Genomic DNA, 14,595 nt, shown 5'->3' on the forward strand with positions numbered 1-14,595 from the left:
ATGCACCGTGCTCTTGGCCGGGATGCGCACATCGCCGGCGAGCTTCCTGATCAGCAGCTCCCTGATCTTCCTGGCGCCCCAGTGCGGCTTGTCGCGCTTGCTCTCGACGATCAGCCGCTCGATCTGCTCGGGCAGTTGGTTGGCATAGCGTACCGGCCGCCGCGAGCGGTCGCAAAGCGCCTCCAACCCCTCTTGCCTGTAGCGGTTGAAGATCTTGTAGCCGGTCTTGCGCGAGATCCCGAACTCCCGGCACACCGCGCTCATGCCTTCTCCGTCGAGCAGGCGAGCCACAAAGCGAAGACGTTCCTCCATCACCGAACACTCTCTCCACGGCATCAACACCTCCCGGCAAAAACCGAAAAGTGTTACCTATGTGTCCGGTACAAATCGTCACCTATGTCTCGGGCCGCTCAGAATAAGTTACTGAAATAACTAGTAAATCATGCATATGTGGTAGCGCCCCCAGACGGCTCCAGCTGGAGCAAGGTCATTTCCAGCTGCAGAGCGCCGGACTTCGCGTCGTTGCCGTCCAGAACCCACTGACCTCGCTTGCAGACGACGTCGCTGCCACTGAACGGGCCATCGAAGCCGCGCCGGGAGATGTGATCCTCGTTGGCCACTCCTGGGGCGGAATGGTGATCACCGAGGGCGGAACGGCGGACAAGGTCAAAGCCTTGGTCTACGTTGCCGCCTTCGCCCTGCCGAAGGGCCAGTCAGTCACCAGCGCTACGGCGGGAAGTCCGCCGGCGCCTTGGACGTCGACCCTGCAGAAGGACAGCGGCGACTTCCTGACCGTACCCCAGGAGGGGCTGGGCAAGTATTTCGCTCAGGACGCGACGCCCGAGGAGGTTGCGGTTCTCGCGGCGACGCAGCAGCCATCGGCGGCCCGTCTCTTCGACGAACGGCTGACCCGGGCGGCGTCCGAGACCAAGCCCAGTTGGTTCGTGGTTGCGAAGGCTGACGGTGCGATCCCGCCGGCGTTCGAAGAGTCGATGGCCAAGGCCATCAAAGCGCATATCACCGAGCTCGAGGGCAATCACTTGATCATGTTGACCAAACCTCGTTCGGTCGCAGACGTGATCATCGACGCTGCAAAATCGGTGCGGTAGCTGTGACGGCGATGTCTCGATAGCGGTGGCAGCGCGCCTAGTGTGCGCTGGCGCCCTCTCGTGACCATCCAGCGACGCTTGCCGCGGGTCAAACTTAGCTATCCACATGCCATTGTGCGCCAAGGCCCGACACGGTGACTTACGGGCCCCTAGCGCGACTAATTCCGCTATGAAGGGACCCTGTCGATTTCAGTTCGTTGCTAGGTCTTTTGGTTCAATAGGTCCGCCAGCAAGTGCCTGCTTGGAACTACGGGCCAAGAGCGAGGGAGGGGGTTCGTTTCTTTCACTCCAAGGCGCCAGCAGGCGAGGTTCTTGTTGCGCAGCTCGTCGGCGTTCTCGGCGACGAACTGGCATGTTCGCTCCAGCGCCTCAATATCGGGATCGGCGCCGACGCGCAGAAGGCCGGCGAGCAGCGCCTGCACCTCAACGGTCAACGGTCACGATCTGCGCGAGATGGCCGTCGAGGAGCGCCGCGAGTTCCTGGGCGTCATCCCGCTGGACATCCGTATCCAGTTCAGCCAGGCGCTGCCGATGCGCTTCGATACCATGCCCTCCAGTCCGGCCTGATCGAGGAATATCACCTGCACGTGAGGCCGTTCGTGCTCGGCAGGGGCAAGCAAGGCCTCCGCTGCAACTGGTGTCGAGCACATTGATCGATCACGATACGGTTCATTTGATCTATGTGTGCCGCGAGACTGAACGATAAGGCGCTTCGGCGCCAACAGGCGAACCAACACGTACGTCCGCAATGGGCCTGATCCCGGACCTTCGCACCGAGGTCTCACATGTCCGCTCGCGTGCTGGGTACCCTAGCAGCGGACGGTCTGCTCGGCCTCATTTCTGCCGCCTCGGACCGCGTGGGTAGTGGAGAAATACGCCCGATTCCATTCATCCGCCCCCGGCTGTCGCAAAAGTTATATAGCGCAAACGATGACATAGGGGTTCTCAGTTTCATCCTGTCGGGCGCAGCATTGCCGCGGTTCGCTTGCCGACAACTATTCCTGCTGGAATTGACAGGGCCAATCTTCAGGCCTCGTCAGGCCAGAAGGCAACTCGGTCCGGGCGTCTCCGCAAGCCATGTTGAGCTGCCACTGGGACAGACCCGCCGAATTGGAAAGGTCGACGCCCTCGATACGGGTCAGAAAGCTGATGTGCCGCGAATAAGCCGTTTTCGGTGAGGGAGGATTCGAACTCCGCGCTTGGAAGAGCGTCCTTCTCGTCTTCACCGTGCATGCCGGTTACGTGGGCGGCCGAGTGCCTTCCGCGCTTCGCCAAACCTGCCGTGGAAAGGCCTTGCCGTTTTTTTCCGGCGGGGCTTTGATCAGATCGCGACTATTAGTGATTTATGCTGAAACTGGTTGCGGAGTCCGGAGTCGGACTTATTTGCGCTGATTAAGAGGCCCCGTGAGCAAAAACGAACTCGGTCACAGCACTGTATTGGCGGTATCCCTCTACCGACTCGAACCGCGACCGTTTCTTAGGTCGCGCCTACCGTTTTGCACGCCCTCCCCTGCCCGGCCGTGGCGGAAGGTTGAACCAGTTGGGCGACTGCTAGGTTCCAGACTGGAGGTAAGGTCGGCTCGCTGAAAGCACGGCAGGTGGCACGCGGCACATGCGCGACAACGGCGGTGGAGGGTTTGAGAGGGCCGGAGCCACGACAGCTTTCGGGAGTTCGAACGATATAGTCGAACGGCCGAAATCGGGGCGCAAAGCTGCCATTCGGCACAAAGATAACAAATAGCATCGGCGATCGGCTGAAGCCGCTCCTTCTCAGTCTGCTGGCGAACCGCGTAACCGGGGCAGATTTCCGGGCGAAGGGGTTTGCAGGCGAGCGCGTTCGTGATTCACCCTATGCGTGACGCTACCACCGACTGATTCGTTTGAAGGCTGTCGCTCGCGGAACTCCGCGGGTTGGTTACTGCGCTGATCGGCGAAGTGCGCGGTCCAAACATGGTTCGAAGTGGTCGATCGCAGGGCCGCGTCGCACGGTGCAGAAGGCCATGCATCGTTGATTATGCGCAAACTGCTATCGCGCGCCTAGTCGGAACTCGCGCATCGAACAGTACATCACATCGTCCGTCCCCAGCGCACCGGCGGCCTCCCGCTCGCAATCCAAATAGACGTCTTTCAGCTGTTTGATTGGCATGTCAGCGTGAGCGAACGCGAGGTCCTGAGCGTCAGAAGCCGACAATGAAGCCGGACTGATTGCGATCAGCACGGTGCCGAGCGTCACAGGCGCGAGGGACTTAACAACTGACATGATCATTTTGAGATCCTCCCCAGCTCCCGTCGGTCAACATCCAGTCCTTGGAGTCGCAGGTGTAGTGCCGTTCGAAGGTCCCGTCCGCGCGCCGCTGCTTGTCGAAACCTCGATGTAAGGCTCGATCGCGCGCTCGTGGACCAGCCAAAGGGGATCTCGGCCGAGGCGTAGCCACTGCCGGCGGCCAACCGTTTCGGGATCGAGGCCGAAGCGATCCTGGTGCGCTCGATCGTCGTGCCGGCCGCGCCTGCCTCCGCATGACGGATGGCGCGGCTTCGCAAATCGCACATGATTTCGTCACGTGAGATGCCGATGTCGCCAAGGACGTCATCGGGTAAACGGCTCAACTGGTCCGTTGCCGACAAGAGAGCTTTTCGCTCGGCGCGGAGGCGTAACCACCTGCGAAATGGACCAATGGCGGCAGCATGAATTATAACCATGATCAGATCCTCCCTTCATTGATCTGAATTGACCGGTACGGAACGGCGCGAACGGCACTCCGGGCGAGAGCGTCAGCCGTCCGCGAGGCAAATTAGGCGTAGTGGTCGATGGATTGGTTTTGCCGCGGCGTGCCCATACGGCGGGCGGTGGCTGGCCCCGGGCCACGCATGTAATAAAGCTCCGGGCGGTAGCGCGGCGCGACGAATTTGCGAAACCCCGCAGCAAGTTTTGTGACGGGAGCCAAGAATTTCATGACTGTTCCCTTTCCCTTCGCCGGCTTGCACACGAGCCGGCGGGCCTGACGTTGCAACAAGGATATGACAGTCGAACCAGGCTCGGCTGTGGGAATTCCCACACCGGGGAAAACATTGGCGAAATCCGCTCCCAGTTTGCATCCCGGAATGCGGGGCCTGCGGCCATCAAATTTCCTTGGATAGGGAGTAAGGTGAAGTACACTTGATTGAACAAGAGACCGTTGTGACAGGCTCTCTGGCCTTCATCTCAAGACTTTGCGATGCCGACCTCGCCGCGCTGACCAAACGGTGGCACGAGCGCAGCTATCGACACAACGAGCTAATCATTTCCCACGGCGACACTGGTCGCGATGTCTTCTTCCTGCTGGAAGGACGTGCTCGCGTGACACTGGTTTCAGCGGACGGCAGGGAGATAGCGTATCGCGATGTCGAACGGGGTGACATTTTCGGGGAGCTCGGAGGCATTGACGGGATTGCACGCTCCGCCAGCGTAGTCGCGCTGGAGGCAACCCGCGCTGCACGGCTGTCCGGCACAGCGTTCCGGGATATCGTGATGACCCACCCGACTTTTGCCTGGGTGCTGCTTGAGCATCTGTCTGCCCAGCTCCGGCGCATGACCGAGCGGGTATTCGAATACAGCACTCTGGTCGTGCGAAAACGGCTGATCGTCGAGATCCTGCATCGGGCGGAGAAAGCCGCACTCGTGGACGGCGAGGTGTCCATAAGCCCGGCACCGACGCATTCCGAGCTGGCGGCAACGATGAGCACGCACAGGGAAGCGGTCTCGCGCGAAATGAGCGACCTCGCCAAGAGAGGCCTGATCGAAAAGCGCGGCGGCAGGTTATTGCTGCATGACGTCTCGGCACTACGGGCGCTGGTCGACAAGAAGGAATAGCGAAGGCTGTCGCTGCGGCGGGGGGCACCGCACGTTTCATACTCCTCGGCCGCAAGTGAAGCGTTCCCGCATCTCCCGGTTCAAGGTGATAAAGGCGCTCCCGACATAGCGTCCTGTGCCACGCTCGGCCATTAGGGCGAAAGCCGGCTCGGCGTAGATGATCGACTGGATGTAGAACGCTTCGTGAGGGGGATAAATCCCGCCATACTGAACTGCAGTCAGCGTCTCCCGCCGTTTCCGAGTGTCTTCGTCCAAACCTTCCACGGCAATGCTCCCGATCCCGTCTTCTGGGCCCCACTTAGTCCTTCCCGAGGACAAGGCGCAATCGTCGGTCGAAGTAACGCTTGTGAAAGACCTCACGGCCGCTCCGGAGCTTATAGGTCGTCCAGAAGTAAATGGCGTTTCTGTTGCTGCCGGCGAGATCAATCCCGGCCATTGCCTCCATGTTCGGCCTCGAAGCGGTTCGGCGGCATTCCTCAAGAAGTGCCTCGAATGGCACCGTCAGAAACTGCTTCAGTTCCGCTTCCGCGAACAGGTCCTCCACGGGATCGAACTTGCCGATGCCGACCCGCTCGCATTCGCCCAGCGGCCTAGCTGGCTTAATGCTGCGAAACGCTAGTTCAAAACCCCTGATTTCCCCCCTCCACCGGTCGCCGGTCCATCACCTCGCATACCCGCGCGACGTGTTCAGGTTTGACACGGGGACCCAGGCACACGCGACGAAGCGCATCGTCGAGAAAGTGCTTAGGCCCGGCTTGGCCAGTAACGAAGCGCCATTCCTTCTCGTGAGCCCATTCACCGCGCTTGCGCGTGATGCGAGCAATCACCGCCTCTTCGAGATGCTGCGCCCCCATGTCGGCGAGCGTGAGCGATGGCAGAGCGTTGCGCGCGCATAGGTCACCGGGCGCAGTTTCTCTGCATGGAAGTCACTGATCATGAGGTCAGCAGTATCGAACTCTAGGCACATGCCCGCGAAGTTGCTGCCGTGATAAGCCCACATCGGCAGATGGGTGGGCCGATCTTGCTCATGAGGTTCTGGGCTTTGGTAACGTTCTCCAAGATCAGCGCCATCAAGCAATGCTCCGTTCGTAACAATCAAAGGCAACGTGGGACCCCCTGTCAGGAAGGCGCGGCGACTACTTCGGCACGGCTTTGAGCATTTCACCTTTAATCCTGACGGTCTCAAGCTTGTACGCCCCGCCGTCGTTGTTGAACCATTGACACATAAACCCGCCGGCACTCTGCGCCTCGTTGATCGTCATGTTAGGACCGCCAGACTTTAGCTCCACCACATCGCCAACTTTGAAATCAGACATAAATTCTCTCCCAATGTTTGAGAACGACCAGTAATCAGACGTGGGACGCGGTGGAAAGCGGAATGGAGACCTAGCTAGATTTAGCGTAGCACCCCCTCCTCCTCGGCAGCTTCCTCGAAGGCTTTACGGACATCGTTGGGCGAGACCCGGCCCTCAAAGGCGTCGCTGCAGGCTTGCACCGCCAGATTCCACTTCGGTCCCCTCTCGGTCCACTTCATGAGTTCCTCGGCGGCACCCTCGACATTGTTGCAGCCGTAGGTGACCCCAGGTCGGTCGGTCTTGACGTACACCGGAGGGGAGAACCAATGGGTTGCCATGAGGGGGCCGCTCTGCGCTCATCATCGAAGGCCGTGGGCATACCGCTTCGCGAGCCAGAGGTCCGCTTTCGTTGCCAGACGGGCAGAGCGCCTAAACTTCAAATCGCACGGCCCAGAGCAGATGAAACTACAGCCGCATGTGTTGCCGGCAGTTCGAACAGCATGGGCAGGTGGCGACACTCGGCTTCGTCCACGATCAGCGCCTCAATAGTCGCGATGGAAAGATGGCTTCTGAGGCGCAGCCGGACAACCGCGGCGAGCTTGTGAACGGGCACCGGTACCGCCCCGGCGTACTGGTCTAGAAGATTGTTGATCTCGGCAACTACTTTTGGATCGACGGCGTGGGGCAATGGCAGCATGAGAGCGCTTCCTTTCGGAAGTAACTCTAAGCCGATCGGGGCGATGAGTCTTGGCGGGTACGTTTTTAACCAAATGTCGCGGACATCATTGGACGTCAGGTCACGCTCGTTAACGTTGCGCACATTAGAGCGGCCAGCGCCCGCTGCACAGCCAATCGCAACGCAAGCGTGAACCATTCTCGCGTTACTGTGTTTATAGGGATGCCGCGCTATTTCTTCGACTTCACCGACACTGGAAAGTCTTCCTTGACGTTGTGGGTACCGATCTCCCGGACCTCGAAGCTGCAAAGCAAGAGGCGGTGAAAGCCTTGGTCGAGATTACCAAGGATAAGCTGCCGGATGGTCCCTCTCGAGAATTTGTGATGACCGTTCGCGACGAGTCCAACGAGACGTTCTTAGAGGCTATGATCAAGTTTGAGATGCGGGCGCGCTAGCTCTGCAAAGATGGTTTCAAATTGGTATCATTTAATAGACAGCTCTCGCTTACAAATAGCGAGTTCTCGGTTGTATGAGCGTCGCGCGCGCGCAGACATCGATGACCTTCGGCTCTCCCTTGATGAAACCCGCCGCGTAATTGCGGCATCCCGTAAGCTGCTGGACCGGATGGCGAACCGGTTCGATGAACACGAGTGGAGGGTTCCTACTCTGGTGAGAGATACACCTTGGCTTCCTTGGCGGCAGCCTCAAAGGCCTTTCGTACCACCTGAGGGTCAATCGGATCGCTCTCTAGATCTGACAGGCAAAGGTTCACCGCCTTGTGCCAGCGGGGTCCTCTGCGGGTCCACCTCTTGAGTTGCTCAAGGGCTGCCCTCGCATTGTTGCAGCCATGCCTGTCGCCGGTTTCAGTCTTCACGAACACCGGAGGGACGAACCAATGTGTTGCCATTGAGGGATAATTAGAGGGGGTGGGAATGTTTGGTAGAGATGTCTGGGCCGGTGATCGAATTTGGCTCGCGCGAAAAGCGATGCGACCTGCTAATCAGGAAAAAGCCTACCCTCCTCCTTAGCGGCAGCCAGGAATGCCTTACGGGCCTCCTCAGCTTCCATCTCGTCGAATATCACGGCCATGCAAACGCTCACCGCGAGGTCCCAGCAAGGGCCACGCTTCGTCCACTTCAGCAGCTCCTCGCCGGCTGTCTCGGCGTTGTTGACGTTGCGAAGGGTCCCGGGACGCTCGGTCTTGACGGGACCGGAGGGGAGAACCAATGGAGTGCCATACAGTCACTCTTTGTCGGCCCTATCAAGTTCCTGCAGCAAATGCTTTTGCTCAGCCGGCAGCTCCCGTTCTACAGGCAGATTTAGCAGGTTGCGAAGGTGATTGCGGATTACCTCTGAAGTGATCCACCGCCGCACAACTTCGGCAATAACCTTCTGTTTGGCTTTATTGATTTCAGCCATGTTCGGGCCTGCATGCTTAAAAGGACCGAACTGCACCGCGAGCGGATTTGTTCCTTTGAATGATGGGCGGAATGTTTGGCAGAAATTTCTCAGCAGGGGATCGGATTACTGGCTCGCGCGAGGCCCCCCTGCCCTCTCGACCCTATAGAGCGCGCCTCGATCCGCCTTTGGTCCCACAACCCCGGATCGGTCGTCCCGACGTACACCTGAGGTCGAACCAATGGGCTGCCGGGAGGACTATTCGTGGAGGTCGAACGCGACTGACAGTCCGAAGGCCGGGGCCGCAGTGACTATAAGGTAGACCAGCTCATCGTCAGTAACCAGCAGATGCGGAACGTCTCGGCGAATCTCTGCGATGGTCTCCTTTACCGATATGATTTCACCGCGAGAGGCTTGCAGGATCACTTTCTGCACAAGGTCCTTCGTGGTAGCTGCGGCGGGTGGAGAGTTCGATCGATCGCCCATCCTGGGAGCCCCCTCAAGCTAAACCCAAGCGATCATTGATGATCCACAGTGGTAAAAAATCAACATACGACTTCGTGTGAAGGAGGTCGGAATGTTTGGTAGAAATTTCTGAGCGGGGGATCGGATAACTGGCTCGCGCGAGACTCCCCCATGCGCCCTTCGCTTTCCGCCAGCGAGGCCGTAACATGTTGTGTCGGAGAGTTGGACCCCAACATGGTGAGTCTGAGCCAGAAGTTACGGAGCAAGCAGCCGTTCTGCATCTATTGTGCCGGATCGGCTCGCGGCGTCGACATCGACCACGTACCGCCAAGGGGGCTGTTCGATGGAAAGTGGCGACCGAAGGGCGGGGAAGTGACTACCTGCAAGCAGTGTCACTGAAGGCACACGCGAGATGGACGATGTCGCGGCGTTCGCAAGCCGCTTCCTGCCCAACCCGACGACGGCTGAACAGCATGACGACGTCAAGCGGTCGATCAAATCTGTGTACCGAAACTATCCCAGCCTAATCGCCGAACTGGGCAGACCGAAGGAGGACGGCCGCTACGTTGAAGGGCGGAGGAGTGCTGGCGGCGAACGGGCCGATCATGTCCTCCGTAATGACTACCTTCGCCGCTCGCATGGGTTTGCCCTTCACCACTGGGTTACTGGGGAGATTGTCGGCCCGGCTGGTGGCGTGTTTGCGCGATGGCATTCAAACTATGAACGATTTCAAGGCCGGCTGCCCCAAGCATTTCTGGACATCCTCGGGGCGGATTACACCATGTCGAAGGGCCGGAAGAATGTGGGAGATCAGTTCAGCTTCAGGTTTGTCAAAGGCATGGAGCTTGGGGTGACCGGGTATTGGGCAACGTTTCGGCAATCGTTCGCGGTCATGGCGTCCGTCTCCCAAAACATGGCTGAACTTCGAGACGCGCCCCATTACACCGGGGTTCCTCAAAGGCTATTCCGTCAAGTTCTTGGGGTCTTGGCCCGGTCAGTACGGTCAGCCGTTCCTGACGCCCTATTCCTTCACCAAGTGACCCACCGAGGCGCCCGGTCTCGTATGGTATGCTCCAGCGGTACCAGCCAAACCGGAAACCATCTTAACTGAACTGAAGAGGGTTTCCGAACATGTCTTTCATCAGGGCCTATCTCCGCGCATCAACCAAGGAATAAGACGCAGGACGGGCAAGGGAAGACCTTGAACGATTCGCAAAAGAGCGCGGTCTGGCGGTGGCCGCCTGGTATGAAGAGAACGAGAGTGGGGCAACCTTGAAGCGTCCTGAGCTGGATCGGCTCATGCGCGATTGTCATCCCCAAGACGTGCTCTTGGTGGAGCAAGTTGATCGTCTTTCCCAGTTGAACGAGGCCGATTGGGAGAAGCTGAGAGCCGACCTGAAGGCGAAGCAGGTGCGCGTCGTGGCGCTGGACCTGCCGACATCCTGGCAGGCTGTCAGTGATGGAGGCGACGAGTTCTCCCGGCGCATGGCCGAGGCGATCAATAGTATGATGCTGGACATGCTCGCAGCCATTGCCCGCAAGGACTACACCGACCGAAGAAGGAGGCAGGTCCAAGGGATCGAGAAGGCCAAGGCCGACGGGCGTATGCGGGGCCGGCAGGAGGACGCGAAGCGGAACGCCGCTGCCTCGGCGATGCTGAAGACGGGCGCAAGCTGGAATCAGATTGTCGACGTAATGGGCTGCTCTCGGGCGACCGTGGCGAAGCTGGCAAAGCGGGACAGGGCGGCATAGCGAGGAGCGCTCCCGCGACACCTTGCCTGCTTATCGCCGTTCATGCGACCGCGTATGCGGGGTGGCTATTTTGAAGACCAGAAATTTTGCAGATGGATCAGACTACCCCTATCGTGACCGAACTCGATGACGGAGAGGAAGAGCGCGACAGTCCCTTCAATGCCTATCGGTTCGCCGCATCGGAGAACACCAAGGCTATCGTCCAGGAAGCGATCGGGCTGCTCCTGAACTGCGAGGCCCATGTCGGGCTCAGGACGAACAAGCGCCGGAACCGGGATCAGGAAACATTCGACCTGACCGTTGACGCCGTTCTGTCGGGCCTCATGCACCATCACGTCGCCGAGGATCCAGGCGCTCCAACCGCGTTCTCGGCACAAAGAGCCGCTATCGACCACGCGTGTATAGCAAGATGTTCCCACACATTCTCGACCTCATGGCGAAGCCAGAGATGGATTATATCGAACAGCAGATCGCTGCGCCGGTGGAAGGCGCTGCCAGGGCGACGGTCATCCGGTCCGGTCTCCGGCTTCTTGACCGGATCGCTGAGCATGGGGTCGGAATCGATGACCTCGACGAACATCCGCACGGCGAGACCATTGTTCTGAAGCGCGTCAAGCTGGTGTCTACAAGATACTCAGCCAGAACAGGGCTGGCACCTCGATCTGCCGCCTTTTCTCGTTGCGGAAACGTGTATGCTGCAGCTTAGCGCGCTGTTTCCGCCCGGGTGGAGCTAGGCTGTCAGTTTAGTGAAGTCGTGGCGCCGCGCGCGAACATGTGCCAGCAAATTCGTTTCGTTTACGACCCCTGATTGAAAGAGATTCAGCGTGGTCGAGACCAGAATCTGACCGTCTATCGAAGTGCTGTACCATTTAGCGTCGGCGGTTATCTGGTCGACAACCCGCTGGCAAATCGCCCGATCTTTAGGTCTAAGGAACTGACTTTTCAGCACTGGTAGCATCTCGATGCCTTTAAAGGGGAGTCACTTGTCTCCCACGCGACCACGCGTGGGTCTCCCGAGAATGGATACTAAACGCATCTGGACAGAAAATTGCCATTCGTTTGAGCGGTACCGATGCGGGGCGTTGGGTCGATGACGTGGTTGCGATCCCGGCCGCGGTACGGAGGCGGGTCACCGACGACCGCCTCAGGGATACACGCACTTCCTTAGGGGGCGGCCCAGCGGCTTGGGTTAGGGGGCCGCTTGGCCTGACCAGCGAGCGTTCGGGAATGCTCGACTGACTGGTTAGTACATTAGACAAATCTAATGTACTTGAACCATGCGAACAAAGTACGCGGCGGTAAGAAAGTGGCTGGCACGATTCACTTACCGCGCGCTTTTGCCTTGGGTTCTGGCGAGCTTTCTGACGGGTTTGCAGCCAATTTTGCAGATCGCCGATCTGTTACCCACAGGGACTTTTTCCTCGCCACCAAATCATCACGATCGCCCTCAGCGGTCGCTCGGCTATGCATCGCAGCTGTGGCGTAGTCGGCTCTGTTGGTTCGATAGTCTTCTTTTTGGACAGTCATCGTTTGCTCCCAGTTTCATAGCCCGTCTTTTTGCCCTGGCGGGGAGATTAACTGCCGGTGCATTACGCGAGTCAATCGATTAAACGACCACCCCGCAGTCGCGAGGGACGGGAAGCAAGCCGACAATTTTCGGGCGGGACGAAGTCTATGTGCCTTGATGGGATGCGGATTATATTCCTATTTTGTGGATGCCGCACCATCGCCGACACGAAGCCGTGCCGGTCCTACGTCCTTCCTCTACGACCGCACAAGATTGTCAACAATCTGTAAAAGTTTTGTTGACAGATAATTGATTTGAGCCTTGACTCACAAAAGTCCGCGTATCGGTCGAGTTCTGTCGCAACAATGCGCGGCCTCCAAAGGGGAAAGAACAATGATCAACAGACGTTCAATAATCACATTCGCCGCACTCGGCGCCGTCTCTGCGCTGGCAATCATGGCCGGCGGCACAATCACAGTGCAAGCCGCCAACAAGGAACTCAAGATCGGCTTTGTCGGCGTGACGAGTGGCGCGGCCGCTGCGTGGGGCACATCCAACGTCCGCTCGATGCAGACGCGCGCCGCCTGGATCAACGAAACCGGCGGGGTGAAGATTGGTGACGAGACCTATGACATCAAAATCGTCACCTTCGACGATCAGAAGGACCCGAAGCGGGCGATCGCCGGCATGGAGAAGATGGCCCAGGAGGGCATCCACTATGTCGTCGGTCCGAATGTCGACGACGGCGCGGCGGCGGTGCGTCCCGTGGCAGAATCCAAGGGCATCATCTATTTTCCTTACGCATTCCCGAAGGAACTCTACACCCCGCCGGCGTCCAACGCCGTGCTCGGCATGATCGCCAACTACCAGTCAGCTCCGGCGATCTACAAATATCTCATGGAAAACAGGGGCGTGAAAAAAGTCGCCTTTGTCGCCGCCAACGAATCCGATCCGCTGAGTCAACGGGATGGCGGTGTTGCCGCGGCAAAGGCGCTCGGGCTTGAGGTTGTAGCTGCCACGGACGTCTACCAAAACGATACCCGCGATTTCACGCCGGTACTGACGCCGATCGTTTTGCAAAAACCGGACCTGCTGGTGCTTTCGGGTGTCGCGCCCGGCAATGCTCCGCTGCTGATCCGCGCCGCGCGCGAGCTCGGCTACGAAGGTCTGATCTCCACCGAAACGGCGCAGGATGCCAAGGTGCTGGAAGAGGGCGCGGGCGAGTTGGCCAACGGTTTCATCTCAGTCGGCGGCGCATCGACGCCCGAAATCGCATCCGACATGATGAAGGAGTTCGTCGACCGCTATACGAAAATGTTTGGCGAATACAATGACGAGTCCAACACCAAGGTCTACGCGCTCGAATACATCATCGAGACGCTGAAGGCGAACCCGGCCGCGATCGACAATGTCGAGGAGTTCAAGAAGACGATCGACACTTTCTCGGCGCCCAATCCCTATCTGAAGGGCGATGCCAAGCTGACCTATGTCGGAATGACGTCGTTTGGCCAGAAGCGCCAGCTTTCGGTCCCGATGGTGGTCACGGAATACCGCGACGGCAAGTTCGAGACGCTCTTCGTCGCTCAAGTCGATTGACGCAATTGCACTGAAGCGGATTGCCGCAGAGGCTCGTGCATTCGCCTTGAGCCTCTGAATGGACGGGAACCATCCTGATGGAACAAGTCATCGCCAACGGGCTTTATCTTGGTGCGCAATACGCCTTGATCGCGCTCGGTCTGACCCTGATCTTCGCTCTGATGAACGTGCTAAACTTTGCCCATGGGCAGATGTACGTTCTCGGTGGCTTCATCACCTACACCGTCTATGGCCAGCTCGGCATGCCTTTCGTCGTCGCGCTCGTCGCGTCCGGGATCACGCTGCTGGTCATTGGAGCGCTGGTCGAGAAATTCCTTTTCAGAACGGTGATTAGGCGAAGCGTGCGGGAGGAAAGTACGATGCTTCTCGCGGCGGCGGTCGCATTCTTCCTCGACGCCGTGATCCTCCTCCTGTTCGGCGAAAAGCAGCGCGGCGTGCCGAAGATCGTCAACGGCGTCTTCGTCTCCGACAGCCTCATAATGCCTTACGACCGGCTGCTGGTCGGCGCACTCGCCATACTGTTCATCGCCTCCTTCGTGCTTTTCATGCAGTACAGCAAGCCGGGACGCGCCATGCGGGCGCTGGCGCAGGACCGGGTCGCGGCACAGCTTATGGGCGTCGAGGTCGACCGCTATTCGATGATCGGCTTTGCGCTCGGCGCGATGCTTGCCGGCATAGTCGGCGGGCTGCTGGTCGCCATCACCGGCGTCAATTCGGGCATCGGCGGGCCGATCTCGATCAAGGCGTTCTTGATGGTGATGATCGGCGGCGCCGGCGTGGTCAGCGGAGCGATCGCCGGCGGCTTCATCCTCGGCATGATGGAATCGGTCGGCCTGACGGTGCTACGCCAATATGGCGACGTCACTTATCTCGTCATCTTCGCCGCGCTGATGGTGTTCCTGAGCATCCGCCCGAACGGGCTCATGGGCAAGCCGTGGGGGTGATCG

20 protein-coding genes and 2 pseudogenes are annotated in these 14,595 nt (G+C 59.0%); 9 read left to right on the top strand and 13 right to left on the bottom strand.

Translation table 11 applies throughout. The features are described from left to right. A partial coding sequence (locus NKJ84_RS09415; protein ID WP_352506237.1) for a helix-turn-helix domain-containing protein occupies window positions 1-336 on the bottom strand: 336 nt, incomplete at its 3' end. Window positions 337-581: 245 nt separating this feature from the next. On the opposite strand from NKJ84_RS09415, the gene NKJ84_RS09420 reads away from it, so the two are divergent. After that, on the top strand, window positions 582-1,109 hold the full coding sequence (locus NKJ84_RS09420; protein WP_502904017.1) for an alpha/beta hydrolase: 528 nt from the start codon (window positions 582-584) through the stop codon (window positions 1,107-1,109). Window positions 1,110-1,405: 296 nt separating this feature from the next. Here NKJ84_RS09420 and NKJ84_RS33210 read toward each other — a convergent pair. The 3 genes and pseudogenes from NKJ84_RS33210 to NKJ84_RS09440 all read right to left on the bottom strand — a co-directional run. Further along, window positions 1,406-1,528: pseudogene (locus tag NKJ84_RS33210) on the bottom strand (DUF4326 domain-containing protein); the annotation flags it as partial. A gap of 1,607 nt (window positions 1,529-3,135) precedes the next feature. After that, complete coding sequence (locus NKJ84_RS09435) at window positions 3,136-3,375, bottom strand: hypothetical protein (RefSeq protein WP_352506238.1); 240 nt, start codon at window positions 3,373-3,375, stop codon at window positions 3,136-3,138. 526 nt (window positions 3,376-3,901) lie between these two features. Beyond that, window positions 3,902-4,063 carry a hypothetical protein gene (locus NKJ84_RS09440; protein WP_167522729.1) on the bottom strand — a complete coding sequence of 54 codons (162 nt, stop codon included), beginning with the start codon at window positions 4,061-4,063 and terminating at the stop codon, window positions 3,902-3,904. A 224-nt stretch (window positions 4,064-4,287) separates the two neighbouring features. On the opposite strand from NKJ84_RS09440, the gene NKJ84_RS09445 reads away from it, so the two are divergent. Further along, window positions 4,288-4,959 (top strand): Crp/Fnr family transcriptional regulator, encoded by a 672-nt coding sequence (locus NKJ84_RS09445; RefSeq protein WP_352506239.1) that lies wholly within the window; start codon window positions 4,288-4,290, stop codon window positions 4,957-4,959. 36 nt (window positions 4,960-4,995) lie between these two features. Here NKJ84_RS09445 and NKJ84_RS09450 read toward each other — a convergent pair whose 3' ends face one another. Next, window positions 4,996-5,223 carry a hypothetical protein gene (locus NKJ84_RS09450; protein WP_352506240.1) on the bottom strand — a complete coding sequence of 76 codons (228 nt, stop codon included), beginning with the start codon at window positions 5,221-5,223 and terminating at the stop codon, window positions 4,996-4,998. Between the two features lie 82 nt (window positions 5,224-5,305). Here NKJ84_RS09450 and NKJ84_RS09455 point away from each other — a divergent pair, with 82 nt between their 5' ends. Further along, window positions 5,306-5,578: a hypothetical protein gene (locus tag NKJ84_RS09455; RefSeq protein WP_352478423.1), complete on the top strand. Its 273-nt coding sequence runs from the start codon at window positions 5,306-5,308 to the stop codon at window positions 5,576-5,578. 517 nt (window positions 5,579-6,095) lie between these two features. Here NKJ84_RS09455 and NKJ84_RS09460 read toward each other — a convergent pair. The 3 genes from NKJ84_RS09460 to NKJ84_RS09470 form a co-directional block, all read right to left on the bottom strand. Beyond that, window positions 6,096-6,275, bottom strand: coding sequence for a YodC family protein (locus NKJ84_RS09460; protein WP_352478420.1), 180 nt, complete (start codon window positions 6,273-6,275; stop codon window positions 6,096-6,098). An 80-nt stretch (window positions 6,276-6,355) separates the two neighbouring features. Then, window positions 6,356-6,592: a DUF982 domain-containing protein gene (locus NKJ84_RS09465; protein WP_352506241.1), complete on the bottom strand. Its 237-nt coding sequence runs from the start codon at window positions 6,590-6,592 to the stop codon at window positions 6,356-6,358. A 98-nt stretch (window positions 6,593-6,690) separates the two neighbouring features. Beyond that, window positions 6,691-6,951, bottom strand: coding sequence for a hypothetical protein (locus tag NKJ84_RS09470; RefSeq protein WP_352478416.1), 261 nt, complete (start codon window positions 6,949-6,951; stop codon window positions 6,691-6,693). Between the two features lie 254 nt (window positions 6,952-7,205). On the opposite strand from NKJ84_RS09470, the gene NKJ84_RS33215 reads away from it, so the two are divergent. Continuing rightward, a complete protein-coding gene (locus NKJ84_RS33215; protein ID WP_502904015.1) occupies window positions 7,206-7,385 on the top strand; it encodes a DUF6894 family protein in 180 nt (59 codons plus the stop codon). A 206-nt stretch (window positions 7,386-7,591) separates the two neighbouring features. Here the strand turns inward: NKJ84_RS33215 and NKJ84_RS09475 are convergent, their stop codons facing one another. The 3 genes from NKJ84_RS09475 to NKJ84_RS09485 form a co-directional block, all read right to left on the bottom strand. Next, complete coding sequence (locus NKJ84_RS09475; RefSeq protein ID WP_352506242.1) at window positions 7,592-7,837, bottom strand: DUF982 domain-containing protein; 246 nt, start codon at window positions 7,835-7,837, stop codon at window positions 7,592-7,594. Between the two features lie 89 nt (window positions 7,838-7,926). After that, the gene (locus NKJ84_RS09480; RefSeq protein WP_352506243.1) at window positions 7,927-8,157 is read right to left on the bottom strand and encodes a DUF982 domain-containing protein; all 231 of its coding nucleotides are present in this window, start codon (window positions 8,155-8,157) and stop codon (window positions 7,927-7,929) included. Between the two features lie 15 nt (window positions 8,158-8,172). After that, window positions 8,173-8,349, bottom strand: a complete 177-nt coding sequence (locus NKJ84_RS09485; RefSeq protein ID WP_352506244.1) for a hypothetical protein — start codon at window positions 8,347-8,349, stop codon at window positions 8,173-8,175. Between the two features lie 856 nt (window positions 8,350-9,205). On the opposite strand from NKJ84_RS09485, the gene NKJ84_RS09490 reads away from it, so the two are divergent. Together NKJ84_RS09490 and NKJ84_RS09495 are read left to right on the top strand one after the other, a co-directional pair. Next, window positions 9,206-9,904, top strand: a complete 699-nt coding sequence (locus NKJ84_RS09490; protein WP_352506245.1) for a hypothetical protein — start codon at window positions 9,206-9,208, stop codon at window positions 9,902-9,904. Window positions 9,905-9,924: 20 nt separating this feature from the next. Further along, a pseudogene (locus tag NKJ84_RS09495) lies at window positions 9,925-10,545 on the top strand (recombinase family protein). 65 nt (window positions 10,546-10,610) lie between these two features. Here the strand turns inward: NKJ84_RS09495 and NKJ84_RS09500 are convergent. Then, entirely contained in the window at window positions 10,611-10,877 is a 267-nt protein-coding gene (locus tag NKJ84_RS09500; protein ID WP_352506246.1) for a hypothetical protein, read from the bottom strand. Between the two features lie 116 nt (window positions 10,878-10,993). Here NKJ84_RS09500 and NKJ84_RS09505 point away from each other — a divergent pair, with 116 nt between their 5' ends. Continuing rightward, a complete protein-coding gene (locus NKJ84_RS09505; protein WP_352506247.1) occupies window positions 10,994-11,251 on the top strand; it encodes a hypothetical protein in 258 nt (85 codons plus the stop codon). Window positions 11,252-11,865: 614 nt separating this feature from the next. Here the strand turns inward: NKJ84_RS09505 and NKJ84_RS09510 are convergent. Further along, entirely contained in the window at window positions 11,866-12,072 is a 207-nt protein-coding gene (locus tag NKJ84_RS09510; RefSeq protein ID WP_352506248.1) for a hypothetical protein, read from the bottom strand. Window positions 12,073-12,445: 373 nt separating this feature from the next. On the opposite strand from NKJ84_RS09510, the gene NKJ84_RS09515 reads away from it, so the two are divergent. Both NKJ84_RS09515 and NKJ84_RS09520 read left to right on the top strand, forming a co-directional pair. Beyond that, window positions 12,446-13,648, top strand: coding sequence for an ABC transporter substrate-binding protein (locus tag NKJ84_RS09515; protein WP_352478408.1), 1,203 nt, complete (start codon window positions 12,446-12,448; stop codon window positions 13,646-13,648). 77 nt (window positions 13,649-13,725) lie between these two features. Continuing rightward, a complete protein-coding gene (locus NKJ84_RS09520) occupies window positions 13,726-14,592 on the top strand; it encodes a branched-chain amino acid ABC transporter permease (RefSeq protein WP_352478406.1) in 867 nt (288 codons plus the stop codon). The last annotated feature ends 3 nt before the right edge of the window (window positions 14,593-14,595 follow it).

Origin of the sequence: Mesorhizobium sp. M0048 (assembly GCF_040323405.1) — a bacterium.
Lineage (GTDB): Bacteria > Pseudomonadota > Alphaproteobacteria > Rhizobiales > Rhizobiaceae > Mesorhizobium.